Annotated in this window: 27 protein-coding genes; 15 read left to right on the top strand and 12 right to left on the bottom strand. The window is 72.2% G+C overall.

Going from position 1 to position 24,603, the window contains the following annotated elements; translation table 11 throughout:
- The first annotated feature begins 110 nt into the window (after positions 1 to 110).
- From QFZ75_RS03020 to QFZ75_RS03010, 3 genes are all read left to right on the top strand, one after another.
- Positions 111 to 1,685 carry a hypothetical protein gene (locus QFZ75_RS03020; RefSeq protein ID WP_307533683.1) on the top strand — a complete coding sequence of 525 codons (1,575 nt, stop codon included), beginning with the start codon at positions 111 to 113 and terminating at the stop codon, positions 1,683 to 1,685.
- Between the two features lie 202 nt (positions 1,686 to 1,887).
- A complete protein-coding gene (locus QFZ75_RS03015; protein ID WP_307533682.1) occupies positions 1,888 to 2,541 on the top strand; it encodes a YceI family protein in 654 nt (217 codons plus the stop codon).
- Between the two features lie 91 nt (positions 2,542 to 2,632).
- Positions 2,633 to 3,049 carry an ATP-binding protein gene (locus tag QFZ75_RS03010; RefSeq protein WP_307533681.1) on the top strand — a complete coding sequence of 139 codons (417 nt, stop codon included), beginning with the start codon at positions 2,633 to 2,635 and terminating at the stop codon, positions 3,047 to 3,049.
- 60 nt (positions 3,050 to 3,109) lie between these two features.
- Here the strand turns inward: QFZ75_RS03010 and QFZ75_RS03005 are convergent, their stop codons facing one another.
- The 6 genes from QFZ75_RS03005 to QFZ75_RS02980 all read right to left on the bottom strand — a co-directional run bounded on the left by QFZ75_RS03005 (position 3,110) and on the right by QFZ75_RS02980 (position 8,956).
- Entirely contained in the window at positions 3,110 to 4,297 is a 1,188-nt protein-coding gene (locus QFZ75_RS03005; RefSeq protein WP_307533680.1) for a GDSL-type esterase/lipase family protein, read from the bottom strand.
- 56 nt (positions 4,298 to 4,353) lie between these two features.
- On the bottom strand, positions 4,354 to 4,923 hold the full coding sequence (locus QFZ75_RS03000; RefSeq protein ID WP_307533679.1) for a TetR/AcrR family transcriptional regulator: 570 nt from the start codon (positions 4,921 to 4,923) through the stop codon (positions 4,354 to 4,356).
- A 127-nt stretch (positions 4,924 to 5,050) separates the two neighbouring features.
- Positions 5,051 to 5,986, bottom strand: coding sequence for a hydroxymethylbilane synthase (hemC, locus tag QFZ75_RS02995; protein ID WP_307533678.1), 936 nt, complete (start codon positions 5,984 to 5,986; stop codon positions 5,051 to 5,053).
- Positions 5,987 to 6,164: 178 nt separating this feature from the next.
- Positions 6,165 to 6,398 carry a hypothetical protein gene (locus QFZ75_RS02990; protein WP_307533677.1) on the bottom strand — a complete coding sequence of 78 codons (234 nt, stop codon included), beginning with the start codon at positions 6,396 to 6,398 and terminating at the stop codon, positions 6,165 to 6,167.
- Positions 6,399 to 6,553: 155 nt separating this feature from the next.
- Positions 6,554 to 7,213 carry a fasciclin domain-containing protein gene (locus QFZ75_RS02985; RefSeq protein ID WP_307533676.1) on the bottom strand — a complete coding sequence of 220 codons (660 nt, stop codon included), beginning with the start codon at positions 7,211 to 7,213 and terminating at the stop codon, positions 6,554 to 6,556.
- 72 nt (positions 7,214 to 7,285) lie between these two features.
- On the bottom strand, positions 7,286 to 8,956 hold the full coding sequence (locus QFZ75_RS02980; RefSeq protein ID WP_307533675.1) for a sulfite oxidase: 1,671 nt from the start codon (positions 8,954 to 8,956) through the stop codon (positions 7,286 to 7,288).
- Between the two features lie 152 nt (positions 8,957 to 9,108).
- Between QFZ75_RS02980 and QFZ75_RS02975 the strand changes: the two genes are divergently transcribed.
- Positions 9,109 to 9,501: a DUF952 domain-containing protein gene (locus tag QFZ75_RS02975; protein ID WP_307533674.1), complete on the top strand. Its 393-nt coding sequence runs from the start codon at positions 9,109 to 9,111 to the stop codon at positions 9,499 to 9,501.
- A 27-nt stretch (positions 9,502 to 9,528) separates the two neighbouring features.
- On the opposite strand, the gene QFZ75_RS02970 is transcribed toward QFZ75_RS02975, so the two are convergent.
- A complete protein-coding gene (locus tag QFZ75_RS02970) occupies positions 9,529 to 10,134 on the bottom strand; it encodes a CGNR zinc finger domain-containing protein (RefSeq protein WP_307533673.1) in 606 nt (201 codons plus the stop codon).
- A 48-nt stretch (positions 10,135 to 10,182) separates the two neighbouring features.
- Between QFZ75_RS02970 and QFZ75_RS02965 the strand changes: the two genes are divergently transcribed.
- From QFZ75_RS02965 to QFZ75_RS02955, 3 genes are all read left to right on the top strand, one after another.
- Positions 10,183 to 10,935, top strand: a complete 753-nt coding sequence (locus QFZ75_RS02965; protein ID WP_307533672.1) for an AzlC family ABC transporter permease — start codon at positions 10,183 to 10,185, stop codon at positions 10,933 to 10,935.
- Positions 10,932 to 11,240: an AzlD domain-containing protein gene (locus QFZ75_RS02960; protein ID WP_307533671.1), complete on the top strand. Its 309-nt coding sequence runs from the start codon at positions 10,932 to 10,934 to the stop codon at positions 11,238 to 11,240. The genes QFZ75_RS02965 and QFZ75_RS02960 overlap by 4 nt, the downstream gene beginning before the upstream one ends.
- A gap of 106 nt (positions 11,241 to 11,346) precedes the next feature.
- Positions 11,347 to 12,900 (top strand): CYTH and CHAD domain-containing protein, encoded by a 1,554-nt coding sequence (locus tag QFZ75_RS02955; RefSeq protein ID WP_307533670.1) that lies wholly within the window; start codon positions 11,347 to 11,349, stop codon positions 12,898 to 12,900.
- Positions 12,901 to 12,934: 34 nt separating this feature from the next.
- On the opposite strand, the gene QFZ75_RS02950 is transcribed toward QFZ75_RS02955, so the two are convergent.
- Complete coding sequence (locus QFZ75_RS02950) at positions 12,935 to 15,889, bottom strand: SpoIIE family protein phosphatase (RefSeq protein ID WP_307533669.1); 2,955 nt, start codon at positions 15,887 to 15,889, stop codon at positions 12,935 to 12,937.
- A 186-nt stretch (positions 15,890 to 16,075) separates the two neighbouring features.
- Here QFZ75_RS02950 and rpmG point away from each other — a divergent pair, with 186 nt between their 5' ends.
- The 4 genes from rpmG (at position 16,076) to QFZ75_RS02930 (ending at position 17,430) form a co-directional block, all read left to right on the top strand.
- Positions 16,076 to 16,240, top strand: coding sequence for a 50S ribosomal protein L33 (gene rpmG / locus QFZ75_RS02945; RefSeq protein ID WP_307533668.1), 165 nt, complete (start codon positions 16,076 to 16,078; stop codon positions 16,238 to 16,240).
- A 46-nt stretch (positions 16,241 to 16,286) separates the two neighbouring features.
- Entirely contained in the window at positions 16,287 to 16,547 is a 261-nt protein-coding gene (locus tag QFZ75_RS02940) for a type B 50S ribosomal protein L31 (RefSeq protein WP_307533667.1), read from the top strand.
- Between the two features lie 37 nt (positions 16,548 to 16,584).
- On the top strand, positions 16,585 to 16,707 hold the full coding sequence (gene ykgO, locus QFZ75_RS02935; protein ID WP_058921773.1) for a type B 50S ribosomal protein L36: 123 nt from the start codon (positions 16,585 to 16,587) through the stop codon (positions 16,705 to 16,707).
- A gap of 159 nt (positions 16,708 to 16,866) precedes the next feature.
- On the top strand, positions 16,867 to 17,430 hold the full coding sequence (locus tag QFZ75_RS02930; RefSeq protein ID WP_307533666.1) for a snapalysin family zinc-dependent metalloprotease: 564 nt from the start codon (positions 16,867 to 16,869) through the stop codon (positions 17,428 to 17,430).
- A gap of 177 nt (positions 17,431 to 17,607) precedes the next feature.
- Here the strand turns inward: QFZ75_RS02930 and QFZ75_RS02925 are convergent, their stop codons facing one another.
- Positions 17,608 to 18,072, bottom strand: coding sequence for an ATP-binding protein (locus QFZ75_RS02925; RefSeq protein WP_373465802.1), 465 nt, complete (start codon positions 18,070 to 18,072; stop codon positions 17,608 to 17,610).
- Positions 18,073 to 18,377: 305 nt separating this feature from the next.
- On the opposite strand from QFZ75_RS02925, the gene QFZ75_RS02920 reads away from it, so the two are divergent.
- Positions 18,378 to 20,033, top strand: a complete 1,656-nt coding sequence (locus tag QFZ75_RS02920; protein WP_307533665.1) for a protein kinase — start codon at positions 18,378 to 18,380, stop codon at positions 20,031 to 20,033.
- Here QFZ75_RS02920 and QFZ75_RS02915 read toward each other — a convergent pair.
- Together QFZ75_RS02915 and QFZ75_RS02910 are read right to left on the bottom strand one after the other, a co-directional pair.
- A complete protein-coding gene (locus tag QFZ75_RS02915) occupies positions 20,008 to 20,535 on the bottom strand; it encodes an excalibur calcium-binding protein (protein ID WP_307533664.1) in 528 nt (175 codons plus the stop codon). The genes QFZ75_RS02920 and QFZ75_RS02915 overlap by 26 nt on opposite strands.
- Positions 20,536 to 20,724: 189 nt before the next feature.
- Positions 20,725 to 21,684, bottom strand: coding sequence for a chlorophyllase (locus QFZ75_RS02910; protein WP_307533663.1), 960 nt, complete (start codon positions 21,682 to 21,684; stop codon positions 20,725 to 20,727).
- Between the two features lie 170 nt (positions 21,685 to 21,854).
- Between QFZ75_RS02910 and QFZ75_RS02905 the strand changes: the two genes are divergently transcribed.
- The 3 genes from QFZ75_RS02905 to QFZ75_RS02895 all read left to right on the top strand — a co-directional run bounded on the left by QFZ75_RS02905 (position 21,855) and on the right by QFZ75_RS02895 (position 23,556).
- Positions 21,855 to 22,472 carry a TetR/AcrR family transcriptional regulator gene (locus QFZ75_RS02905; RefSeq protein ID WP_373465801.1) on the top strand — a complete coding sequence of 206 codons (618 nt, stop codon included), beginning with the start codon at positions 21,855 to 21,857 and terminating at the stop codon, positions 22,470 to 22,472.
- 101 nt (positions 22,473 to 22,573) lie between these two features.
- Entirely contained in the window at positions 22,574 to 22,993 is a 420-nt protein-coding gene (locus tag QFZ75_RS02900; RefSeq protein WP_307533662.1) for a helix-turn-helix domain-containing protein, read from the top strand.
- Between the two features lie 152 nt (positions 22,994 to 23,145).
- Complete coding sequence (locus QFZ75_RS02895) at positions 23,146 to 23,556, top strand: VOC family protein (protein WP_307533661.1); 411 nt, start codon at positions 23,146 to 23,148, stop codon at positions 23,554 to 23,556.
- Here QFZ75_RS02895 and ppk2 read toward each other — a convergent pair.
- Positions 23,537 to 24,568: a polyphosphate kinase 2 gene (ppk2, locus tag QFZ75_RS02890; RefSeq protein ID WP_373465800.1), complete on the bottom strand. Its 1,032-nt coding sequence runs from the start codon at positions 24,566 to 24,568 to the stop codon at positions 23,537 to 23,539. The genes QFZ75_RS02895 and ppk2 overlap by 20 nt on opposite strands.
- Positions 24,569 to 24,603 lie beyond the last annotated feature (35 nt).

Here is a 24,603-nt window from a genome sequence, read left to right as displayed (position 1 = left end):
CCAGGATGGCGTTCCGCGAAGATCTCCCGGTGCCTCTTGTCCTGCTCGAACGGCTGACCGTACGCTGACAAGTCATAGAAGTTCGGGCGTGATTGACTGGGGGAGCCGTCATGTCCTGGGACCACAACGACCCGCGTCAGGGAACCGACCCGCGGCAGGGGTTCGTCGTACCGCCGATGCCGACCGCGCCACCGCCGGCGCCCGCGGACGGCTGGAGAGCGGCCGCGGTGGCGCTGCTGAACCTGTGCGGACTGGGACTCGGCTACGCGCTGGTGCGGCGCTGGTGGCTGACGGCGGCCTGCTGGGTGGCGACCGCGGTCCTGCTGCTGGTGGCGCTGCCCGCGGACCCGGACGGCGTCTCCGCCGGCGTCCTGGTCGCCTACCTCGTCCTCCTCGCGCTCGCGGCCGTCCACGGCGCGGTCGTCGGGCTGCGCACCCGGCTCTCCTGGCCGCCGGCGGCCTGGGTCGCCGTCGTGCTCGGGATCGTGCTGCTGGCCGTGCCCGCCGGTGGTGTCGTCCTGTACGGCGACGCGCGCGACGAGGCCACCGAGCAGATGCTCCTCGACCGCCTCGAGCGGGCGGACGAGCTGGTCCGGACAGCGGGGAAGCAGCCGTTCTCCACGGCGGAGCCCGACTACCGCCAGGCCTTGACCGCCTACCGGGACCTGCGCGGCGAACACCCCGGTTCGAGGGCGGCCGACCGGGTGCCGGGCCGGCTCAAGAGCTTCTACACCAGCGTCGCCTCCCCCTACGACGAGCGGAACTACTGCGACGCCGTGGCCCCCTTGAAGTACCTCCGCACGGTCCCGCGCACCATGGGCGGGAACGAGGTCGGAGCGCTCAGGACGTGGCCCGACGACCGGCTGGCCACCTCGCTCTACGAGTGCGGGGCGCGGTCACTGTCCGGCGGGGCCGCCGACTGGACCGCGCACTTCGGTGAACTCCTGTCGACCTTCCCGGACTCGGAGCAGGCCGCGAAGGTGGAGCCCTCGGTCGCGGCGGCGGTCGACAAGGCCGTCAAGGACGTGGGCGGCGACGACCCCTGCAAGGCGGTCGAGCACCTCGGCACCCTGAACACCCAGCTCGCCGGGTTGCGGGGGCAGGACGCCACGGTGACCGATGCCCTCGACAAGGACGCCGCCCGGGCCCGGAAGAACGCGGACTCGGGTACGTACGCCTGCGGGGTGGACCAGTACAGGGAGAAGAGCTTCGCCGAGGCCGTCACCACCATGAACGACTTCGCCAAGAGCAATCCGAACCACCGGAACCGGGACCGGGCCAAGAAGATCGCCATAGCCGCCGAGGTCGCCCAGACGGTGCCCGCCGCGGGCAAGCGCCTGCCGACCACGGCATCCGGCGGCGGCATCTCCGTCACCGTCAAGAACGACAGCCCGGACGACATCACGGTGCTGTACACGGGACCGGTCACGGGCAGCTTCACGCTCAAGGCCTGCGGGAAGTGCTCCTCGTACTCCCTCGCGAGCACGGTGACGCGGGGCTTCGAACCGTGCAGCGACAGCGGCAGGAACTACCCCCAGCGGACCATCAGCCTGCCCGCCGGCACGACGTACTTCGTGCACAAGTCCCAGAGCGGCACCGGAAAGACCCCGGCGTCGGACACGGCCAAGCTGTCCTCCGGGTACATATACACCGAGTGCGCCTATACGACGAGTTTCGGTTACTGAACACATAGGCGCGCATTCCTTTCCGCAATGCGGCTTTCACCGGCACCCCGTGTCCTCTTGAGGGCCCGGTAACAGGTGTGTGGATTCTGTGACCCCTTGGTTCCGCGGGGATGAGCCGCTGGTCACCGGGCAGGTGTCCAGTAAACTTACGGATCTTGGTTGGGCCTGCGGAAATATCAATCGCGCATCAGCTAGGTGAGTCATGAATCTTTTCAGCAGAGGTGCTTCTCCCCGGCGTGCGGACACGCTGGTCGAACCGAAACGGGCGGCGGGCCGGCCGGCCTCCTCGCAGGGCGGCCGGCCGGGAACCGACCTGATGGACCTGACGGGGAACTGGATCGTCGACCCGGCGCACAGCAGGATCGGCTTCTCCGTCCGGCACGCCATGGTGACCACGGTGCGGGGCGCCTTCACCGAGTACCGGAGCCGTCTCTTCTTCGACGGCCGTGACCCGTCCCGCTCGGGGGCCGAGATCCTGCTGTCCACGGCGAGCGTCGACACGGGGGTGGACCAGCGGGACAGCCATCTGACCGGCCGGGACTTCCTGGACTCCGCGTCCTACCCGCACATGCGGTTCCTGAGCACCGCCGTGAAGACGGCCGGCCCCGACGTCTACCTGATGACCGGCGACCTCACCATCAAGGACGTCACGCGTCCCGTCGTCCTCGAACTGACCTACATAGGCCATGTCACCGACCCGTTCGGCTACGAGCGCGTCGGCTTCGACGGCACCACGACCATCAACCGCTCGGAGTGGGGCCTGACCTACGACAGCAGGCTGGCCGAGGGCGGCGCCATGGTCAGCGAGAAGGTCCGCCTGCAGTTCGACATCGCCGCCATCCGCAGCGACTCCTGACCGGACGGGCGCAGGCAGGCCTGCCTGCGCGGCTGCCGGGTACCCGGTCGGTGACCGGCGGGGTACGGACGACAGGAACGGGAGTGGACAGGTGGGGGTCAAGGCGATGGGCTGGGCGCATTCGTTTCCCGTGTCGGGCGGGGTGCGCGCCGGACGGGAATGGACGCGGGAGCATCTGGAGTCCCTGCCGTGGACCGCGGCCGAGCCCGACACGGTGGACGCCATCGTGCTGGCCGTGTCCGAGCTGATCACCAACGCCCACGTCCACGCGAACAGCGACGCGCACCTGGTGCTCACCTGGGACGGCGACTGCCTCCATGTGAGCGTCCACGACGAGGACTCGACGCTGCCGCGCCAGCGGGAACCGGAGATCGGCGAACCGTCCGGCCGCGGGGTGGGCATCGTGCAGATGCTCGCCGACGAGTGGGAGACGCGGTGCCAGCGTCACGGCAAGGTGGTGACGGCCTGCTTCCGCCCGGCGACGGCCGATCAGCAGGCCGACGACTGAGCCGGACCGACGACCGGGTCCCGCCGCCCGAGCCGCCGGTTCACCCACGAGGGCTGTCGGTCACCCCCGGGCGGCCCGGCCGAAGGCGCCGTCCGGACCGAAGACCTGTTCGGCGAAGCGTTCGCCGATGCGGCGGTGGGTGGCGGCGTCCGGGTGGAGCTGGTCGGGCAGCGGCAGCTCGGCGTGGTCGGCCTCGCCGTACAGGCACAGTCCGTCGAGATGGTGCAGACGGGGGTCCTCCTCGGCCCGCTGCGCCACGATGCGGGCCAGTTCGTCGCGGACGACGCGCAGCGTCAGTTTCCCGGCCGCCTTCTCCGCCGGGTCGCCCATCGCCACGAACCGCAGCCGGCCCTCCTTGAGGTGGCTGAGGTCCGGGGCGCTCGGGCCGGGCGTGTCCTCGTGGATGGGGCACAGGATGGGTGAGACGACCAGCAGCGGTGTGTCCGGGTGGCCGTCGCGGATCGTGTCGAGGAAGCCGTGGACGGCCGGGGTGAACGCGCGGACGCGCATCGCGTCGGCGTTGACCACGTTGATGCCGATCTTGAGGCTGATCAGGTCGGCGGGGGTGTCCCGCAGGGTGCGCGCGGTGAACGGGTCGAGCAGCGCGCTGCCGGCCAGCCCCAGGTTGACCAGCTCCACACCTCCGAGGGAGGCGGCGACGGCGGGCCAGATGGCCGTGGGCCCGGCGGCGTCGGAGCCGTGGCTGATGGAGCTGCCGTGGTGCAGCCACACCGGGCGCCCCCGGTCCGGCGCGGGTTCGACGGGTGCGTCGGTACGCAGGGCGACGAGCTCGGTCGTCTCGTTGTGCGGCAGCCAGATCTCGACGTCCTTGCTGCCGTCGGGCAGGCCGTCGAAGCGGACGGTGCCCGCCGGACCGGCCCGGAACTCGGTGCCGCCGGTGGTCATGTCGATGGTCAGCGTGTTGCCGTCCTTGACGCTGCCCCGGCCGAAGAACCGCTCGTCGACGAGCAGTTCGTACAAACCGTCCGGGCGGGGCGGGGCGCCCGTGTAGTCCCGCTTGGTGGGCCGTGCGTCCAGTTCGACGACGGTGGCCCGGGTGCGGAACACGAGCCGTACACCCGACGGCTGGGACTCGGCCATGGCCAGTTGTCCGTCGGCGTACTGGGCGCGGACCCAGGCGGGCAGCCGGTGCGGCAGGACGCCGTGCTCGGTGCGCTCCAGATCGAGGGCGCCGCGCAGAAGGTCCGCGGTGATGGGTGTGGTGATCCAGTTGTCCTGGGTGTGCATGATGTCGACCTCGTCGGTTCGGTCGGTCGGATGAAGGGCTCCGGCCCCGGCCCCGGCTATTCGGCGGGCCAGTTGCGCAGAAGGGTGTCGAGGGCGTCGAGGACGCGGATCCAGGTCTCCTGCGAATCGGGTGCGCTGTGGCTGAACCCGCCGGCCAGTTCCAGGCTGACGTAGCCGTGGAAGACGCTGCCCAGCAGCCGGACCGCGTGTGTCTGGTCGGGTTCGGCCAGGTCGTAGCCGCGCAGGACGGCCCGCGTCATCCGGGAGTGTCTGCCGCCCGCGCTCGCGGCCGCCGCCTCGGGGCCGAGCCTGAACTGGGCGGCGGCGTAGCGGCCCGGGTGCTCCGCGGCGTAGTCGCGGTAGACGTTCGCCAGCGCGGTCAGGGCGTCCTTGCCGGCCCGTCCGGCCAGTGCGGCCGCGCCCCGGTCGGCGAGTTCCTCGAGGGCGAGCAGCGCGATCCGCGTCTTGAGGTCCTGGGAGTTCTTCAGGTGCGAGTACAGGCTCGCGACCTTGACGTCGAACTGCCTGGCCAGCGCCGAGACGGTCACCTGGTCGAAGCCGACCTCGTCGGCGAGCTCCGCGCCCGCCCGCACCAGTCGTTCCGTCGTCAGTCCCACGCGGACCATAAGGTTCCTCCCTCTCGGCAGAACCGATTATGCATCTGCCTAAAGTGTTTAGGCAAATGGCCCTGAGGTGAAGGGAGGGGCCGTGAGGTGACGGGAGCCGGGGGGGGAGGGGTGCGGGACCGCCCGGTCAGTGGTCGATGGAGTCGATCAGGTCCCGTGCTCCCTGGCGCAGCAGGGCGACGGCCACGGAGGTGCCGAGCGTGGCGGGGTCCAGGCGTCCGGCCCACTCGTGGGCGTTCAGCCGGGTCTTGCCGTCGGGGGTGAACACACAGGCCCGCAACGACAGTTCACCGTCCCGGCCGGCCGTGGCGTAACCGGCGATCGGCGAGTTGCAGTGGCCCTGGAGGACGTGCAGGAACATGCGCTCCGCGGTGGCCTCCCGGTGGGTGTCCGCGTCGCCGAGCGCGCTGACGGCGTCGATGACCGCGGTGTCGCCCTCGCGGCACTGCAGGGCGAGGATGCCCGCGCCGATCGGCGGCATCATCGTCTCGGGGGAGAGGATCTCGGTGATCACGTCGGTGCGTCCGATGCGGTCCAGGCCCGAGGCGGCGAGCAGCAGCGCGTCCGCCTCGCCGGCCGCCAGCTTCTCCAGACGCCGGTTGGCGTTGCCGCGGAACGGCACGCACGTCAGGTGCGGCCGGGAGGCGGCGAGCTGCGCGACACGGCGTACGGAGGACGTCCCGATCCGGGTGCCGGGCGGCAGTTCGTCGAGACGGAGCCCGCCGGGATGGATCAGCGCGTCACGGATGTCGTCCCGCTCGAGGAACGCGGCGAACATGGTGCCGGCCGGGAGCGGCCGGTCGGCGGGCACGTCCTTGACGCAGTGCACTGCCAGGTCGGCCTCGCCGGCCAGCAGCGCGGCGTCGACCTCCTTGGTGAACGCCCCCTTGCCCTCCACCTGGGAGAGGTCCCCCATCCACTTGTCGCCGGTCGTCTTCACGGGGACGACCTCGGTGCGCGTGCCGGGACGGAGCGCGGCCAGCCCGGCGCGGACGCGTGCCACCTGGGCCAGGGCCATGGGCGAGTCGCGGGAGACGATACGGATCAGCTCGGGAGCGTGCATGCGGCCCACGATAGACCGTGGCGCTCGAACGCACCGGGAGTCGCCCTCGAGCGGCCGTCCCGCCCGCCACCGGGATCAACCGCGCCCGGTCTACGGGGAGTTCGCCGTTCTCCCGCCCGCCCGTAGGCCCGCCGGTCCACGTGCCCCGGTCCACATGCTCCGGCCTCGCGGCCCCGTGTCAGTGGCCGGGGTGGTCCAGGTCGTCCTCGGCCGACGGCAGGACGTTGGAGCCTTCCGCCCAGTGGTTGACCCAGCCGCAGTACGAGCACGCGTACCTGTTGTTGAGCCCGCTCACCTGGGCGCCGCACTGACGGCAGTCCGTCGTGGTGATCTCCGCACCGGCCGGAGCCGCACCGGCCGGAGCCGCGGCGGCCTCACCGGACTCGGTTTCTCCAGGCCCCTCCTGCGTCATACAGGCAGCGTACCCGCGCCCGTCCGGCCCGCCGGAGGCACCGTCACAGGAGGTGGCCGGGGCCCCTGGGCCCCGGCCACCTCCGTCTCCTCCCCGTCACGGGAGCCCGTTCACCGGACCGCGTTCCCTCCGGGCGGCCGGCGTGCCGCGTACCGTCAGCCGGTCGGCATCAGGACGGTGTCGATGATGTAGACGTTGGCGTTCGCGGTCTTCACGTTGCCGCAGACCACCTTCGCCGAGTCGTTCACCTTGTACGACTCGCCCGAGCCCGACGTGGTGAGCTCGGTCTTCTCCAGCGTGGCGAAGGAGCCGTTCTCCAGGTCCTTCGGGGTGAGCTTCTGGCCCACCACGTGGTACGTGAGGATCTTCGTCAGCTGGGCCTTGTCGGCGAGGACCTTGTCCAGGGTGTCCTTCGGGATCTTGGCGAAGGCGTCGTTGGTCGGAGCGAACACCGTGATGTCCTTGGCGTTGTTCAGGGTGTCGACCAGGCCGGCCTTCTTCACCGCGGTCACCAGGGTGGACAGCGCCGGATTGTTGGACGCGGCCGTCGCGACCGGGTCCTGGGCCATGCCGTCGAACGAACCGGAGCCACTGGCGGGCACCGACGAACAGGCCGGGCCGAACGGCTCGTCCGCCGTGGCGGTGTCGCCGGAGCTGCCCATGCTGTCGTCGGACGCCGTGGCGGAAGCCGGCGCCTCGCTGGAGGAGTCCGACTTCGCGGAGTCGCTCCCGCTGTCGGAGCAGGCGCTCAGGGACAGCGGCAGGACGGCGGCCGCGGCCACGGTGACGGCGATACGGCGGATACGGGTGTTCATGATGTTTCTCCTAGGGGTCGACACAGCCGGGGCTGCGTTCGTTCGGGGGGTCGGAAAAGTGGTTCTCAGGGGTCAGTCGACGCTGACCACGACGGAGTGCCGTCCGCTGGCGCCGTCGGGGACGGTGCCGGTCCGTTTCGCGGTCTGCACCTCGCCGGTGCGGTCGGTGGCGCGCACGGTGAGGGTGTGACCGCCCCGGGTGGCCCGCCAGTCGTAGGACCACTGGCGCCAGGTGTCGCGCGAGTCCTCGGCGGCGAGCCTGGCCTCCTGCCAGGGGCCGTCGTCGATACGGACCTCGACCTTGTCGATGCCGCGGTGCTGGGCCCAGGCGACCCCGGCGACCATGACAGGACCGGCCTTGGGGCGGGCGAACGGCTTGGGGGTGTCGATCCGGGACTGCGTCTTGACCGGTGCCTCACGCGCCCACTTCCGCTTGACCCAGTAGGCGTCGTAGGAGTCGAACGAGGTCAGCTCGATGTCCTCGATCCACTTGCAGGCCGAGACGTAGCCGTACAGGCCGGGCACCACCATGCGGGCCGGGAAGCCGTGCTCGAACGGAAGCGGCCGGCCGTTCATCCCCACGGCCAGAAGGGCGTCCCGGCCGTCCATGACGTCCTCGACCGGACTGCCGATCGTCATGCCGTCCACGGAACGGGCCACCAGCTGGTCGGCACGGCCGCCCCGGGAGGGCGGCCTCACCCCGCACTCGGCCAGCAGGCCGGCGAGGTGTACGCCGATCCAGCGCGCGGTGCCCGCGTAGGAGCCGCCGACCTCGTTCGACACGCAGGTGAGCGTGATGTCGCGCTCGATCAGCTCGCGCCGCAGCAGGTCGTCGAAGGTGAGCGTGAGCGGCCGCTGGACGCCGTCGCCGTGGATGCGCAGCCTCCAGGCCGCCGCGTCCACCTTGGGCACCACCAGTGCGGTGTCCACACGGTAGAAGTCCTTGTTCGGGGTGACGAAAGGACTGACGCCGGCGATGCGCAGCCGGGCGCCCGCGGGGATGGCGGCCGCCCGGGAGGCCGGGACGGGCAGCGTGACGCCGGCCCGTGAGGCGACCGCGTCACGACTCGTCGAGCCGCTCAGCGCACGGCCCAGCAGACCGGCGCCGGCGGACGCCGCCGCGACGGCGGTCGCGGTGATCACGAATCCCCGGCGGTCCCAGCCGGGTTCCGGGGACGGGCCGCTCCCTGACTCCGTCCCGGCCTCCGCCGCCGTGCCGGCCGTCGCGGAACCGGCGCGACCGGCTCCGGAAGGCGCGCAGGGCCCGGAAGCGGCGGTCCGCAGTGTGGCGGCGAGGAGGAACAGGACCCCCGCCGCCACGACCGCGCCCACCACGGAGGGCAGCGCGTCGGTGAATCCGGCCGAGTCCGGCCGGCTGATCGCCGCCGCGGCCCCGACGACACCGAAGAGCAGAACTCCCGCGGCTGCGGAGCGCCGGTACCGCAGGGCGAGAACACCCAGGCCGATCGCGAACAGCACCAGGACGGCGAGAATCCCGAGCTGCAGGACCAATTTGTCGTCGGTGCCGAAATTCCGGACCGCCCAGTCCTTCACGGGCGTGGGGGTGCGGTCGATCGCCGCGCCTCCGACCACGATGACGGGACCGGCCTGCGGGCGCACCAGCGCCGCCGCCAGTGCGGCGACGGCGAGCGCGGCGAAACCCGCCAGGAGGCCGCTGAGCGCACCCAGCGCCGGCCGCACCCCGTTGTGGGTGATCCGCGATTGCTTCTCGTCGTCCGTCACGTGGGGAATCCGGTCCTGGAAGCAGGGCGGATTGGTCGATCATTCGATCGGGCGGAATTCTTTTTCCGACCAATCCGCGGGTGCCGGGGCTACGGATCAAGTAATTCGGATCCGCATATTCTCGACGGCGATCGCTGTTGTACAACCGGACGATGATCTATCACGCTGTGCCGCTCGGTGACTGGACCGCCCGCCCCGAGGCTCCGTACGCGCCCGCCTCCCTCGCCGAGGACGGCTTCGTCCACTGCTCTCCCGACGAGGCGACCACACTGGCCGTGGTCGACACCTTCTACCGGGACGCGCCCAGGCCGCTGCTCGTGCTGCTCCTGGACGAGGAACGCCTCACCGCCAGGCTGGAGTACGAGGCGGCGGCCCCCGCCCCGCCGCCCGGGGTCGCCGAGGACGTCCTGTTCCCCCACCTGTTCGGGCCCGTCGACCGGGACGCCGTCGAGCGCGTCCTGGAGGTCCAGTGGGACGACGGGGGACGGGCGACGGGCATGAAGGAGACGGACACGAGGGCGAACGGCACGAAGCGGGCGACATGAAGCGGGCGACATGAAGACGACGGGGCGTCAGTGACGTGTGTCGCGGGAGCGGGCGTAGTGCCGCCGCACCCGCTCGCGGTTGCCGCAGTCGCCGGTCCGGCACCACTGCCTGGTGTGGCTGCGGCTGCGGTCGAGGAAGAACCATCCGCAGCCCGGCCCCCGGCAGCGCCGGAGGTTCGCCAGCGGTCCGGACAGCAGTTCCGCCGCCTCCAGCGCCAGCGCCCGCACGACGTCGTCCGGCGCGGTGACGTCCAGCTCCGGCCGCAGCGGCAGGGCCGCGGCGAACTCCGCCCGGTCCCAGGCGTCGCGGAGACAGCGGCGCACCACGGCCAGGTCCTCACGGCGGGGCGGCAGGCCGTCCACGGCGGCGTCGAGCAGGTGGAGCAGGGCCGTCCGCAGCCGCCGCGCCGCCCGCAGGGTGTGCGCGGCCCCGTCCGGGTCCGCCTCCGCGACGCGCAGGAGCGCCCGGGCCCGGTCCGCGTCCAGCAGACCGCTCGCACCGGCCCAGGTGAGCAGCTCCGCCGGGCCGGAGACGCGGTCCACCGTGCGCCGCTCGTCGAGCCGCCACGCGATCGTGTTGGCGAAATCCAGTACCACGTGCCCGCCGATCAGCTCCGGCGTCGTCGCCTCCATGCCGTCATCCTAATACCCGTCGAGCACTATGACTGTTAGCCTGTTCGTATGGACCGGACACCTCCGCAGACCGAGGGCCGTACGACCCGGGCACCGGCCCGCGACGCACGCCGGCAGGGTTTCCTCGCGGGCGTCAAGGTGGGCGCGGGTCTGGCCGTGGCCGGTTTCGTCCTGGCCGTCACCTTCGGCGCGTTCGCCCGCTCGGAGGGCTGGGGGATCCTCGCGCCGATCGTCTGCTCCCTCGTCGTCTTCTCCGGGTCCGCCCAGTTCGCCCTCGCCACCGCGCTGGCGGGCGGCGGGGGAATGGCGACGGCCGTCGCGGCGGCCGCTCTCATCAACGGCCGCTTCGTCCCGATGGGCGTGGCCGTGGCGAAGGACCTGCGCGGCGGCCGGATCCGCCGGGCACTGGAGGGCCAGGCCGTCGTCGACGGCTCGTGGGTGGCCGCGCACCTGGGCGGCGGCCGATTCGACCGCTACAAGCTGTTCGGCGCCACCGCCGTGCAGTGGCCCGCATGGGTGGCGGGAACCGTGCTCGGCGTCGTCGCGGCCCCGCCGGAGAGCCTGGTGCGGACACTCGGTCTCGATGTCGTCTTCCCGGCCTTCTTCCTGCTGCTCCTGCTGGACGAGCTGCGCGGCTCCCGGGCGGCCCGGGCCGCGGCGGCACTGGGCGCGTGCGTCGCCGCCGTCCTGGTGTTCCGGGCGCCGGCCGGGCTCGCGCTGCTGGGGGCGAGCGCGGCGGCCCTCGTCGGGATACGCAACGGACTCGTCCCGCGCGACACGAAGGAGGCGGACGGATCGTGAACCTGTGGTGGGCCATCGGCTGCGTCGCGCTGATCAGCTTCGCGTTCAAGGCGGCGGGCCCCGCGGTGCTGGGGGACCGCGAGCTCCCCGCGGCGGCGCGCGGCGTCATCGCCCTGCTGGCACCCGTGCTGCTCGCCGGACTCCTGGTCGTCGACGTGGCGGGCCCGCGCTGGACGGAACTGGACGCGACCCTGCTGCTCGGACTCGCGGCGGTGGTCGCGGCCAGGTGGCTGCGCGCACCGCTGCTGCTCGCGATCGTCGCCGGAACGGCCGTGACGGCGCTGGCCCGGCTGCTGGCGGGCTGATGACCGGCGCCGCACCGCCACCTGTCCCAATGGCCTGATCCCAGCCCGGTGGGACGCGATGTCCCGTATCGCGTTTCGTTCGGCGGATCGCGTCAACCGGTAACAAATGGCCCAGTCGATGCGAGAGACAGAGCGAAAGTACGAGGTTCCCCCGTCCGCCGACGACTCCTGGTGGTCCGGACTGGAGCGCGTGGACGGGGTCGCGGCGGTCGTCGACCGTGATCTGCAGGAGCTGGACGCCGTCTACTACGACACCGCGGACCTGCGGCTGTCCGGCTCCTCGGCCGTACTGCGCCGCAGGACCGGTGGCGGCGACGCCGGGTGGCATCTCAAACTGCCGCTGTCGGGCGACAGCCGGGAGGAGATCAGGTCGGCACCGGCCGACACCGTTCCGGACGACCTGCTCGACCTGACCGTGTCCCGCACCCGCGGGGCCGAGCTGACTCCGGTGGTCCGCATCCGTTCGACGCGCGAGGTGCGGCACCTGGTCGACGCCGACGGCACCGTGCGTGCCGAGCTGTGCGTCGACACGGTGCGCGCGGACTCCCTGCGCGACGGGGGCACGAGCGCCGCGTGGAACGAACTGGAGGTGGAGCTGGCCGGGGACGCCGACCCCGCTCTCCTGGACGCCGTGGAAAAGAGGCTCCGCAAGAAGGGGGTCACCCGGGCACAGGCTCCGTCCAAGCTGGCCCGCGCACTCGACGAGACGGCGACCGAGACCGCGATCACGACTGCGACCGCTGCTTTGGCCGGAGCGCCCGACGGGCTCGCCCCGGACCGGGCGGGCGCGCAGATCCACGCGTACCTGCGCGAGCAGGTCCGGACGCTGACCGCGCTCGACCCGGCCGTGCGGCGCGACCGGCCCGACGCGGTCCACGGCATGCGGGTCGCCTGCCGTCGCCTGCGGAGCTGCCTGCGCTCCTACCGGTCCGTCCTCGATCGCGCGGTCACCGACCCGGTCCGGGACGAACTGAAGTGGCTGGCCGGGGAACTGGGCGCCGAGCGCGACCAGGAAGTACTGCACGAGCGGCTCAGCGAGGAGATCGACGCCCTGCCGGACGAACTGCTCCTCGGCCCCGTCGCCGCGCGGCTGAGGGTCTGGGACGTCGCCGTCGGCGCGGAGTCCCACCGGCGCACTCTCGACGCCCTCGGCTCGCGCCGCTACCTCGCCCTGCTCGACTCCCTCGCCGCACTGCTGGAACGGCCGCCGCTGAGCGCCGAGGCCGGCAGGAAGGCCGGCAAGGTCATGGCCAAGGCCGTGCACAAGGAGTACGGACGACTCGCCGGGCGCATGACGACGGCCCTGGAGCTGTCGCCCGGACCCGAGCGCGACGTGGCTCTGCACGAGGCACGCAAGGCGGCGAAGAGGGTCAGGTACGCGACGGAGGCGGCGCGCCCGGCGCTCGGCAGGCCCGCCAAGGACCTGGGCAGGCGGATCAAGTCCGTGCAGAAGATCCTCGGCGGCCACCAGGACAGCGTGGTGGCCCGGGGCGTCCTCAGGGAGCTGGCCGTGGCGGCCCAGACCGCGGGCGAGGCCGGCTTCACCTGGGGTCTGCTGTACGGCACCGAACAGGCCCGCGCGCACGCCGCGGAGCAGGAACTGCCCTCCGTGTGGGAGTCGGCCTCGGAACCCGCACCACGTCGGCGGATCGGCCGGTGATCCGGAGACGTACGACTAATCCGGAGGCGTACGACTAGGTGTCGCTGTCGCCGGAGAGGAGCGCGTCCAGGTCGGCGGCGAACATGTCCGCGCCGGGGAACACGGCGTCCTGAGCGTCGGGCGGGCCGCCGTCCCGCCCGTCACCGGGGCCGCCGAGCACCTGCTCGGTCCAGATGCACTTGCCCGTCGGTGTGTAGCGCACCCCCCAGCGCTCCGAGAGCGCCCTGACCAGCTGCAGTCCCCGGCCCCCTTCGTCGCTCTCCTCGGCGCGGCGGATGCGGGGCATGGTCAGGCTGCCGTCGAACACCTCGCAGATCAGCTCGGCGCCGTACAGGAGGCGCAGCCGCACGGGACCCTTGGCGTGCCGTACGACATTGCCCACCAGTTCGCTGACCAGCAGTTCCGTGGTGGGTGCGAGAGCGTCCAGACCCCAGTCGGCCAGTTGCCCGCGGACGTGGCGGCGGGCCTGGCCGGCTGCCTTCGGGTCCTTGGGCAGCGGCCAGGCGGCCATCCTGTCCGCGGGCAGGGCGTGCAGCCGGGCGACGAGGAACGCCGCGTCGTCGGCCGCCTGCTGCTCGGCGGGGAGCAGGCCGGCCGTCAGCGCGTCGCAGAGACGCTCCAGGTCCGCGCTGGTGCCGTCCTCGTGGGTACGGTGCAGGAGCCGGCCCAGCTCCGCCATGCCGGTGTCGATGTCCCGCTTCGCCGACTCGACCAGGCCGTCGGTGTAGAGCACGATCAGGCTTCCCTCGGGCACCGCCATCTCCAGTGTCTCGAACGGCGGCCTGGCCGCACCGAGCGGCGGGTCGGCGGCCGGCTCGGGGAAGTGCACGGAGCCGTCGGGGTGCAGCAGGGCCGGCGGGGGATGGCCGGCCCGGGCGATGGAGCAGGTCCGGGTGGTGGAGTCGTAGAGCGCGTACAGACAGGTCGCGTACGACTCCTCGTTCAGGCTGCCGACGACGTCGTTCAGGTGGCTCATGATCTCGTCGGGGGGCAGTTCGAGGTCGGCCAGCGTGTGGACCGCGGTGCGCAGCCGGCCCATGGTGGCCGCCTCGGACATGCCGTGGCCCATGATGTCGCCCACCACCAGCGCGACCTGGCCGCCGGACAGCGGGATGATGTCGTACCAGTCGCCGCCCACGTCCATGCCCTGGCCCGCGGGGAGGTAGCGCGCGGCGGCCGTGCAGGCGGCAAGGTCGGGCAGGCTCTGGGGGAGCAGGCTGCGTTGCAGCTCGCGGGACCGGGCGTGCTCGGCGTCGTAGAGCCGGGCCCGTTCCAGGGCCTGTGCGACGAGGGCGCTGATGGTCGTCAGCAGGGTGCGTTCCTCGTCGGTCAGCAGGCGTGGCCGGTCGAAGGAGACGACGCACACGCCGAACGTCTGGCCGGACGCGGCCAGGGGCAGGAACGCCCACGCCTGTTTGCCGGCCAGGGCGGGCACGTCGGCCAGCGCCGGCGAGTGCGCGACGAACTCCTCCATGGACGACAGGAACAGCGGGGTGCCCGAGACGACCGGGTCCCAGGCCGGGTCGCCGAGGCTCCTGGTGCGCTCTTCCCGCAGGTTCAGGAATTCCTGCGAGTAGCCGACGGCACCGACCCGGTGCAGCCGGTCGCCCTCGACGACCTGCATCAGCAGCCCGGTGGCGGCGAACGGCGGCAGCACCCGGCGAGCCACGGCGGCCACCACGTCCTGCGAGGTCGTGGCCTTGGCGAGGTCCGCGGTCAGCTCGGTGATCCGGGCCGCCCGCTCGGTCGTGGCCCGCTCGGCCGTCCGCCGCTCCACGGCCTGGCGCCGCTGGTCGGTCACGTCGGTGAAGTAGAGCGTGCGGCCGTCGGGCCCCGGGACCAGCCGTACGTGGAAGAGGCGCCCGGTCTCGGGCGCGCGGACGTCGAAGCCGACGGGCTCCCCCTGCGCGGCGGCCGCCCGGCAGCGCTTCTCCAGACCGGGGACCTTCGTCGCGGAGGGCAGGTCCCACAGGAGGCGCCCGAACAGCTTCTCCTCGGAGAGGCCCAGCGCGCGTTCCGCCTCCAGGTTGGCGAAGGTGATCCGCCAGTGGTCGTCCACCGCCAGGAAGCCGTCGCTCATGTGGCGCAGGGCCCGGCCGAGGGCGTCGCGGGCGGAGCGGGACTCGTTGCTCTCCCAGCCGACGCCGATCATCCGCAGGGCTTCACCCCCGTCGTCGTACGTGACCCGGCCGCGGGCCCGGGTCCAGCCGTACGAGCCGTCCGGGCGCCGCACCCGGTACTCGGCCTCGTACACGCCCCGGTCCTGGATGGCCCGCTGCGCCGCCGCCAGGGTCGGGGCGAGGTCGTCGGGGTGGACGACCCGCATCCAGTCCTCGATCCGTCCGGTGAACTCCGCGGGCCGGGTGCCGTACAGCTCCAGCGCCGCCTCGTCCCAGATCAGGGCGCCGGTACGGATGTCCCAGTCCCACGACCCGACGCTGACCTCCTTCAGCGCCTGCCGCAGGCGTTCACCGTCCGGCTCGGCGGGCACGGGCGCGGACGGTCGCGGCGCCTGCAGGATGCGCTGCTCGGCCCAGGCGACGACCGCCCGCAGGAAGTCCCACTGCCGCGCGGTGGGCTCGCCCCCGTCGCCGGTCAGGACGGTGAGCGTGCCGATACGCCGGTTCCCGCTGGACACGGGCAGGGCGGCGAGACCGGAGCCGGGCCAGGAGGGGCCGCCGGTGCCCGCCCCGTCCTTCGGCACGACCGGTGCACCGTGCTCCGGCGCGACCCATGCGCCGCTGCCCCGGTGGAGGGCGAGCGCCGGTGCGGACGGTCCGTCCTGGTCGACGATCTCCCACGAACGGACGAGGGCGGACGGCAGACCGACCGCGGACACCAGGCGCAGCGCGGACATGGGACCGCGGAGGTGGACCGCTCCGCCCAGCGCGCCCAGTTCTCCCACCGCGTGCTGCAGAGCCAGCCGGAAGACCTCGCTCTCCGGGGCACCGGGCGCCACCGTGCCGAGCAGATCCAGCCGTGCGTTCATGCCGGGAACCCTATCGCTCCCACCTCGGTCGAAACCGTGCTTCGCGGGACTCCCCCGCCCGTTTCGGACCTTCCCGAGGGTCCCGGGGAGGGGGGAATACAACCCCGGTGGGCCTGGTTGTACCGCATGTGAATGACATGGCCCCATCAATCCAGATGGGTGTCCGGGGTGTGAGAGGAGACGTTCATGGCTGCCAGAGGTGCGCGTCCGGTGGTGACGTTGAGGTCCATGGCCGGAACCGGTGCGACCTATGTGACGCGGAAGAACCGTCTGAACGACCCCGACCGGCTGGTCCTGCGCAAGTACGACCAGGTGGCGGGGGAGCACGTCCTCTTCCGCGAGGAGCGATGAACCAGGCCGTGGCCCTCCGGCGTACGGCCGCAAGGAAGGAAACCCCATGAAGCTCGGTATTCATCCCGTGTCCCGCCCGGTCGTCTTCCGCGACCGCGCCTCGGACGTCACGTTCCTGACCCGCTCGACCGCGGGTTCGGCGGCGACGATCGAGTGGGAGGACGGCACCACCTATCCGCTGATCGACGTGGAGGTCTCGTCGGCCAGTCACCCCTTCTACACGGGGAACGCGCGGGTCATGGACGACGCGGGCCGTGTGGAGCGGTTCGAGCGGCGCTACGGCCGCACGGCATCGGCGACCCGCTGACGGACGGGCCGGCGCCGGAGCAGGAGGAGGTACAGCCATGAAGGTGCGCAAGTCGCTGCGCTCGCTGAAGGCCAGGCCGGGAGCGCAGGTGGTGCGCCGGCGGGGGACGGTCTTCGTGATCAACAAGAAGGATCCGCGCTTCAAGGCCCGCCAGGGCTGACGCGGCGCGGGTAGGTTGTGGGGCCCGGTCCCGGGTGGGGCCGGGCCCCGTCCGTTCGGCCGCGCCCCGATTGACGGATTGGCCCCGGCCCTTGCTGGGCAAGGAGCCAGGGTGTTATGTCATGTGCACGACTACCTTCCCCCCACAAGGAGGTCGACCATGCACGTCCGAAAGCTGACCGGTGGACTCGCCGCCGTCCTGGCGGTGACCTTCTCCCTGCTCGGTGGCCAGGCCGTGGCCGCCCCGGCCCCGGCCCACAGCGCCGCCGCCCGCGTCGTCACCTACGACGCGAGCGCTTCCGCGGAGTTCAGGTCCGCGGTCGACCGGGGCGCCGCGATCTGGAACGAGAGCGTCGACGCAGTCGAACTGAGGCCCGTCGCGTCCGGGCAGCGCGCCAACATCCGGGTCCTCGCGGACAACGGCTGGCCCCGCGCGCTGACCACCTCACTGGGCAACGGAACCGTCTACATCGGACGGGAGGCGGTCGGCCAGGGCTACAACACGATCCGCATCTCGTCCCACGAGCTGGGGCACATCCTGGGTCTGCCGGACCGTAAGCCCGGCCCCTGCACGAGCCTGATGTCCGGTTCCAGCGCAGGCACCGCGTGCACCAACCCGTACCCGAACGCGGCGGAGAAGTCCGAGGTCGAGGGCAACTTCGGTGGTGCGCTCGCGCGGACGGGCGGGGCGGCGGTACCGGTGGGTGCGGTGATCGTGGACTGACCCTCGCCCGCCGAGCCGCCGCACGGCTCAGGAGAACGGTGGTACGCCCCGGAGCGGATGCCGCGCTTCCGGGGCGTACGGGCGTATAGGTGTACGGGCTCACGGGCGTACGGACGCGCGGGTGTGTGGGCGCACGGACGTATTCGGACGTACGCGGGACGCCGGGCCGGGACCGGTTCAGCGAGAGGCCGGGCCGGGGTCGGTGAGAAGGGCGATCCGGGCCGTGACGTGTTTGCCGACCGGCTCCTTGCGCACTTCGAAGTCCTCGCAGACGGCCATGACGATCTCCAGGCCGTGCTGGCCCACCCGTCCGGGATCCGTGGCCTTGGCCACCGGCAGCACCGGGTCGCTGTCCCAGACGGACACCTCGAGCGTTCCGCCGACGATGCGCAGGTCGAGCAGGACCGGCCCCGGCGCGTACTTCATGGCGTTGGTGACCAGCTCGCTCACCACCAGCTGGGTCAGGTCCATCGCACGGGCCGTCACCGGCAGGCCGTGCTCCGACTGGGCCTCCGCGAGGAAATCGGCCGAGAGGTGACGCGCCTCGGCGATGCAGTACGCATCGCCTTCCAGGGCGACGGCGGTCTCTATACGGCCACGTTGCGGCGCCATCCGGCCTCCGCCCTCGATCAATGATTTCATGCAGTCCGCCTTCACCGTGTGCTCGCCCGCATGTACCCCCTCCTCCGTCCCGTACGCACCTGGAGTCCGAGAATTCGGGTTGACGGAAAGAACGGTGGAGTAAGCCCGGGAAGCGGGGGTACCGGCCCCATGTCGCGGGAAAGCGGGATGTGGAGCCTGGGGAGGTCGCACATCCCGCTTTCCCGCACCCTGCGGCCCCCGACGCACGAGTGATTCCGGATCCGTTGAACGATCCGTTGAACACGGGGCACCACCCACCGCGTACTCCTGGTGACTGATGACCGGGAGCAGGACTTCAGCGAGGGATGGACATGGGCAACGCGGGTCCTACTGCGAACGGGCTGGTCGCCGGCAGGTACCGGCTGCAAGAGGTCGTCCACCGTGAGGTCAACAGCGTCTGCTGGTACGCCGAGGACACCGAACAGGCGCGTCCGCGGCTGCTGACACAGACGCAACTCCCGCCCGGCACACCGCAGAGCCCGGCCGAACACACCCTGGCGCGGATCACGCACGCCTCCGAGGTCATGGGAGTGCGCTGTCCGGGCGGGGTCGCGAACGTCGTCGACGTCGTCGACGTGGCCGAGGAGTTCGGCAGTCTGTGGACGGTCGTCGAGTGGATCGACGGCATTCCGCTGGGCGAGTTCCTCGAACAGTACGGCGCACTGGACCCCGTGCGGGCCGCCGGTGTCGGGCTCGACCTCCTCGACGTCCTGGAGTCCGCGCACGAGCAGGGACTCGTCCACGGTGAACTGAGCCCCGGCCAGGTGTTCGTACGCGACCACGGCGGGGTGGTCGTGGCCGGCTACGGCCTGGCGGGGGCCGGTCCGGTGGCACGGATCGGCGCACCGGCCTACGCGTCCCCGGAGCAGGCGCGGGGGGAACCGTACGGCGCGCCGGCGGACCTGTGGGCGCTGGGCGCGCTGCTCCACACGATGACCGAGGGGCGCCCGCCCTTCCGGGACCGGGGCCGGCCGGAGGCGACGCTCAGGGCGATCGTGCGGCTGCCGCTGCGCAGTCCCCGGCATGCCGGGCCACTGGCCGAGGCCGTGCAGGGACTGCTCCGCAAGGACCCGTACGAACGGCTGACCGGGCCGGAGGTCCGTGAGGCGCTCGGCCGCGTCCTCGGTGAGGACATCGCGGCCGTACCGGTGACCGCGGCGCAGGCGGGGTCCTCCGCGCACGGCCTCGTGGGCACGGCGCGGGAAAGACGCAATCTCGGCCGGGCGGCGCTCGCCGGGGCCGCGGTCGTCGCCGCCGTCGCCGCGACGGCCACGGCCCTTGTTCTGACCGGCGACGACTCCGGTACCGGCTCCTCGGCGGTCGCCGACGCGACGGCCTCCCGGCCCGCGGCCGTTCCCCCGGCCGCCGGCGACGGGACCGGACCGGACGCGCCGCGCCCCGGCCCGACCTCGGCGTCCCCCGGACGGTCCGCCTCCTCGTCGCCCACTTCGGCACCCCGGCCCTCGCCGTCGCCCTCCCGCACCGGCGGGGCCCTCCCGGACGGCTTCCATGTCCGTACGGCGCCGGAGGGGTTCGCCGTCGCCCTGCCCGAGGGCTGGCAGCGGCTCGACACCGGGCGCGCGAAGGACGGTTCCTACCGGGTCGTCTTCGGCGACGAGGGCGACCCGCGGAACCTGGCCGTCACCTACAGCACTCAGGTGGGCCCCGACCCGGTCGCGGTGTGGCGGGACACCGTCGAACCCGCGCTCCGGCAGGGGCCGGGCTACGACAGGGTGGGCGCGATCCGCGCGACGACCTACCAGGGGCGCGAGGCCGCGGACATGGAGTGGGTCGACGAGTCCGACGGCACGCGCGTGCGTACGTTCGGCCGGGGGTTCCTCATCGGCGGCGGCGAGGGCTTCTCCCTGCGCTGGACCACCCCGGACGCGGACTGGGACACGAAGGCCAACCAGCAGGCGCTGAAGACGTTCCTGGCTACCTTCCGCGGTTCGCCGACCTGACCGGCGTGCGGCGCACGCGCGTGGACCGGGCGCGGAGGCGAAGGGTGAGGCAGCCGGCCGCGGTGAGCAGGGCGCCGGCGCCGAGGCCGGTGCCGAGAGCGATGTCCCGGTCCGAGGGGCGGGAGGCGGAGGCGCCACCGACACCGCCCCGTACCCCGAGCGTGGGCCGGGCGGTGGCGGGAGTGCCGGTGGCCGGAGTACCGGTGGCGGGGGCACCGGTGGCGCGGGCACTGGCAGGGGGAACGCTGACGGCCGGAGTGGCGGCCCCCTGAGTGGCGACAGGGCGTCGGGGCAGGGCCTCGCAGGCTATGCCGTCGTCCGCGCCCCGGTCCTCGTCGAGCCGGTTCGGGTCGGTGGGGTCCTGGTTGTACACGGACTGCGCGTCTTCCTGGTAGGTGAAGTCGCTGCAGTTGACGTCCTGGGCGTGGGCGGTGCCGGCGAGCGGTGCGATCGACGCGACTGCGAGGGCCATGCCTGCGGCGATGCCGGTACGACGTGTCATGAGCGCCTCTTTCGGGCTGGAACGGTCGATACCCGGACGCTAGGGAACGATCGGTCGGCGCGCGCGACGCGAGGGGCCGAACGGGTGGCCGTGCGGGGGCTCCGCCTCCGGCGGCCCCCCGGGCCCCACCGGGTGCCGGTGAGGGCCCGGTGGGACCCGGAGGGCGATGCTCCGCGGCGGTGGCTCCGCCTACTTGCTGTCGACCCTTCCCAGTGCGTCCGGGCCCGTCGTCAGTTCCTCGCATGTCGTCCGCCAGGCGGGGTCGCCGGGGTGGAGCTCGCTGCGGAGGTAGGCCGTCGTGAGCCGCTGGACGACGGAGACCCGCTCGGGGTTCTCGTCCGTCGTCTCGGCGACGTCGTAGCCGGAGATGCCGCCGAGCCCGTGCTCCGCGCCGAACAGGGTGAGCAGGGTCTTGCGGCCGGGGGAGAGGACGTACGGATCGGCGTGCCAGTCCGGGCCCATGACCGTCAGATGGGCGGAGGCGTCCTTGTCGCCCGCGACCACCAGCGTCGGTGTCGTCATCCGGGAGAAGTCCGGGGTCGAGAAGAAGGGCCAGTTCTCGGCGACGGCCCCGGTGAGGGCGTCACCCCCTCGGCCGGGCGCGGCGAGCAGCACACCCGCCTTGATGCGCGGATCGGCCAGGTCCACCACCGTCCCGTCGTCCGGATCGGTCAGCCGCGCGCCCAGCAGCAGGCCGGCGGTGTGCCCGCCCATCGAGTGCCCGGCGACGGCGACCTTGTCCCGGTCCAGGCGCCCGCGCAGCTGCGGGACGGCGGCCTCGACCGCGTCGAGCCGGTCGAGGACGAACCGCATGTCCTCCGCCCGCGATCGCCAGTACAGCGGCGCCCCGGGGGTGTCGGCGGGCAGGGTCAGGGTGCTGGAGCTCAGGTGGGTGGGCTGGATCACCACGAACCCGTGCGCCGCCCAGTGGTTGACGAGCGGCGCGTAGCCGTTCAGGGAGGAGAGGTGGTTCGAGTGGCCCTGGCCGTGCGACAGGAGGATGACCGGCAGATCGTCCCCGGTCACCGGCGCGGAGACCCGTAGGTGCAGGTCCACCGCCCGGTCGGGAGCCGGCAGCACCACCGGAGCGACCGACAGGACGGGCGAGGGCCCGCTGAAGGTGGTCGTGGTGCCGGTGGATTCGCTCATGGGTTCGCTCATGATGTGTGGGTCCGTTCGCAAAGAGGGCTCGGCTTCCACGGAGCGCGCGCCTGACGGGCGGCTTCGGATAAGCTGAAGCGGAGCGTTGTTCCGTTTAATATACGGAGCGCTGTTCCGCTTTGTCAACGGCCCTCGTGGCCATCGGAAAGGAGAGCGCGGTGCCCAGTGCAGTGCCCAGTACGGACGAGCCGGGCGGGTCCGGGAAAGCGCCGGCCAGGAGCAAGCGGGTCGACGCGCAGCGGAACCAGCAGACGCTGCTCACCGCCGCCGCGGCCGTCTTCGTCACCTCCGGGATCGATGCGCCGATCCGTGAGATCGCGGCCAGGGCGGGCGTGGGGATGGGGACGATCTACCGTCACTTCCCGACGCGCGCGGACCTGGTCGTCGCCGTCTACCGCCACCAGGTAGAAGCCTGCGCCGAGGCCGGGCCGGTCCTGCTGGCCGATGCCGGCTCCCCGCTGACGGCCCTGCGCCGGTGGGTCGACCTCTTCGTCGACTTCCTGGTCACCAAGCACGGGCTCGCCAACGCGATGCAGTCGGACAGCAGCGGCTTCCAGGCGCTGCACACCTACTTCCTCGACCGGCTGGTGCCCGTCTGCGCGCACCTGCTCGACGCGGCGGCCGAAGCCGGCGAGATCAGACCCGGTACGCAGGCCTACGAACTGATGCGCGGCATCGGCAACCTCTGCATCGGACGGGACGGCGACCCCCGCTACGACCCCCGCCGGCTGGTCGCGCTGCTCCTCCAGGGCCTCCAGCGACCGCAGCCCTCCTGAAAGGGGTCAAGGGAGTCAAGGGCGTCGAGGCCGTCGGCGAGCGCCGGCGGGGTGGGCGCCGGTGTGTCCGGGCGGGTGCGGAACCGTGGTGTGATGGCGTTGTGAGCCGTGCCGCAGAGGAGAGCAACCGCCGTATGCTCCGGGCCCGGGACGCGATGGACCGTGCGTACGCGCAGCCGCTGGACGTCCCTGCCCTGGCCCGCGTGGCCCATGTGTCCCCGGCGCACTTCACGCGCACCTTCCGCGCCACGTTCGGCGAGACACCGCACCGCTACCTGCAGCGCCGCCGCGTCGAACGCGCGATGTCCCTGCTGCGCGAGACCGACCGCAGCGTGACGGACATCTGCTTCGAGGTCGGCTTCGGCAGCCCCGGAACCTTCAGCCGGACGTTCCGCGACATCGTGGGCCGCTCCCCGCGGGCGTACCGCAAGGAAGCCGGACGGGCGGCGGACGGGGGAGCGGCGACAGCCGTGGGCGTACCGACGTGCTTCGCGATGGCGTGGATGCGGCCGCACACCTGACCGGCGTGCGCTCGGCCCCCGCCCGCGCCCTCGTCCCTGCCCCGCCCCCGCCTCTGCCCCGCCCCGCCCCTGTCCCGCCCTCGCCCCGCAAGCCCGCCGACAGAGCAGTTTCGGATAAGTTTTCGTTCGCTCCCGTCGCTAACGTGGTGCGCATGTTCACCGCCATCACGCACTCACAGATCTACGTACTCGACCAGGACGAGGCCCTCGACTTCTACGTCGGCAAGCTCGGCCTCGAAGTCAACGCCGATGTCGACCTCGGCTTCATGCGCTGGCTGACCGTCAACGTCCCCGGCCGGCCGGAGCGCCAGATCCTGCTGGAGAAGCCGGGCCCGCCGGCCATGTCCGAGGAGACGGCGCAGCAGGTCCGCGAACTGCTGACCAAGGGCGCCGTGGGCGGCCACCTCATCTTCGGCACGGAGGACTGCCGCAAGACGTACGAGGCACTGCTGGGCCTGGGGGTCGAGTTCACCGAGGAGCCCACCGAGCGTCCGTACGGCATCGACTGCGGCCTCCGCGACCCCTTCGGCAACAGCATCCGCTTCACCCAGCCGAAGGCTTGACGCCGACCGCCGGCCCTCGCGGTTCCGTGGGGTGCCGGCCCGGTCCGTCGCTGTGCGGCGAGAGCGGTGTGGGGGAGAGGTCCGTCGGTTCCTCGCCGGCCTCCAGCAGGGTGTTGGCGGTGCCGATGATCCGCGGGTCGGCCGCTCCGACGGCCTCCTCGTCCTTCGACGCGTAGTCGCACAGCAGGAGCAGATGACGCATGGCCTCGAGGCGGGCCCGGCGCTTGTCGTTGCTCTTGACCACGGTCCACGGGGCGTACGGCGTGTCCGTCGCGCGGAACATGTCGACCTTCGCCTCCGTGTAGGCGTCCCACAGGTCGAGCGAGGCCAGATCGGTGGGGGACAGTTTCCACTGCCGGACGGGGTCGATCTGCCGGATGGCGAACCGGGTGCGCTGCTCGGCGCGCGACACCGAGAACCAGAACTTGACCAGCACGATCCCGGCGTCGGTCAGCATCTTCTCGAAGACGGGCGCCTGCGCGTGGAAGAGCTTGTACTCGGCCGGGGTGCAGAAGCCCATGACGCGTTCGACGCCGGCCCGGTTGTACCAGGACCGGTCGAAGAAGACGATCTCGCCGGCGCCCGGCAGGTGCGGTACGTAACGCTGGAAGTACCACTGCCCGGTCTCCTTCTCGGTGGGCTTGTCCAGTGCCACCACGTGGGCGCCGCGCGGGTTCATGCGCTCGGTGAACCGCTTGATGGTGCCGCCCTTGCCGGCCGCGTCGCGCCCCTCGCACACCACGACGATCCGTTGCCCGGTGTCCCGCACCCACTTCTGCAGTTTGAGGAGTTCGATCTGCAGTATTCGCTTCTGCTGCTCGTAGGGCCGCCGGCGCAGCTTCCTCTCGTACGGGTAGTTCTCGCGCCAGGTGTCGATGGGCTTTCCCTCGCCGTCCAGCAGGACGGGCTGCTCGGGGCGTTCCTCGTTCACCAGCAGTCCGGCGAGCAGCTCCGTCTCGAGGGAGGAGGCTTCGTCACTGTCGGAGGCCGACGCCTTCCGGGGTTCAACCACGGGTGGTCCCTTCATGGTCCGGGCAGCCTGAGTGC

The sequence above is a fragment of the Streptomyces sp. V3I8 genome (assembly GCF_030817535.1).
In the GTDB taxonomy this organism is placed as follows: domain Bacteria; phylum Actinomycetota; class Actinomycetes; order Streptomycetales; family Streptomycetaceae; genus Streptomyces.
This window is presented reverse-complemented; position numbering and strand designations above follow the sequence as displayed.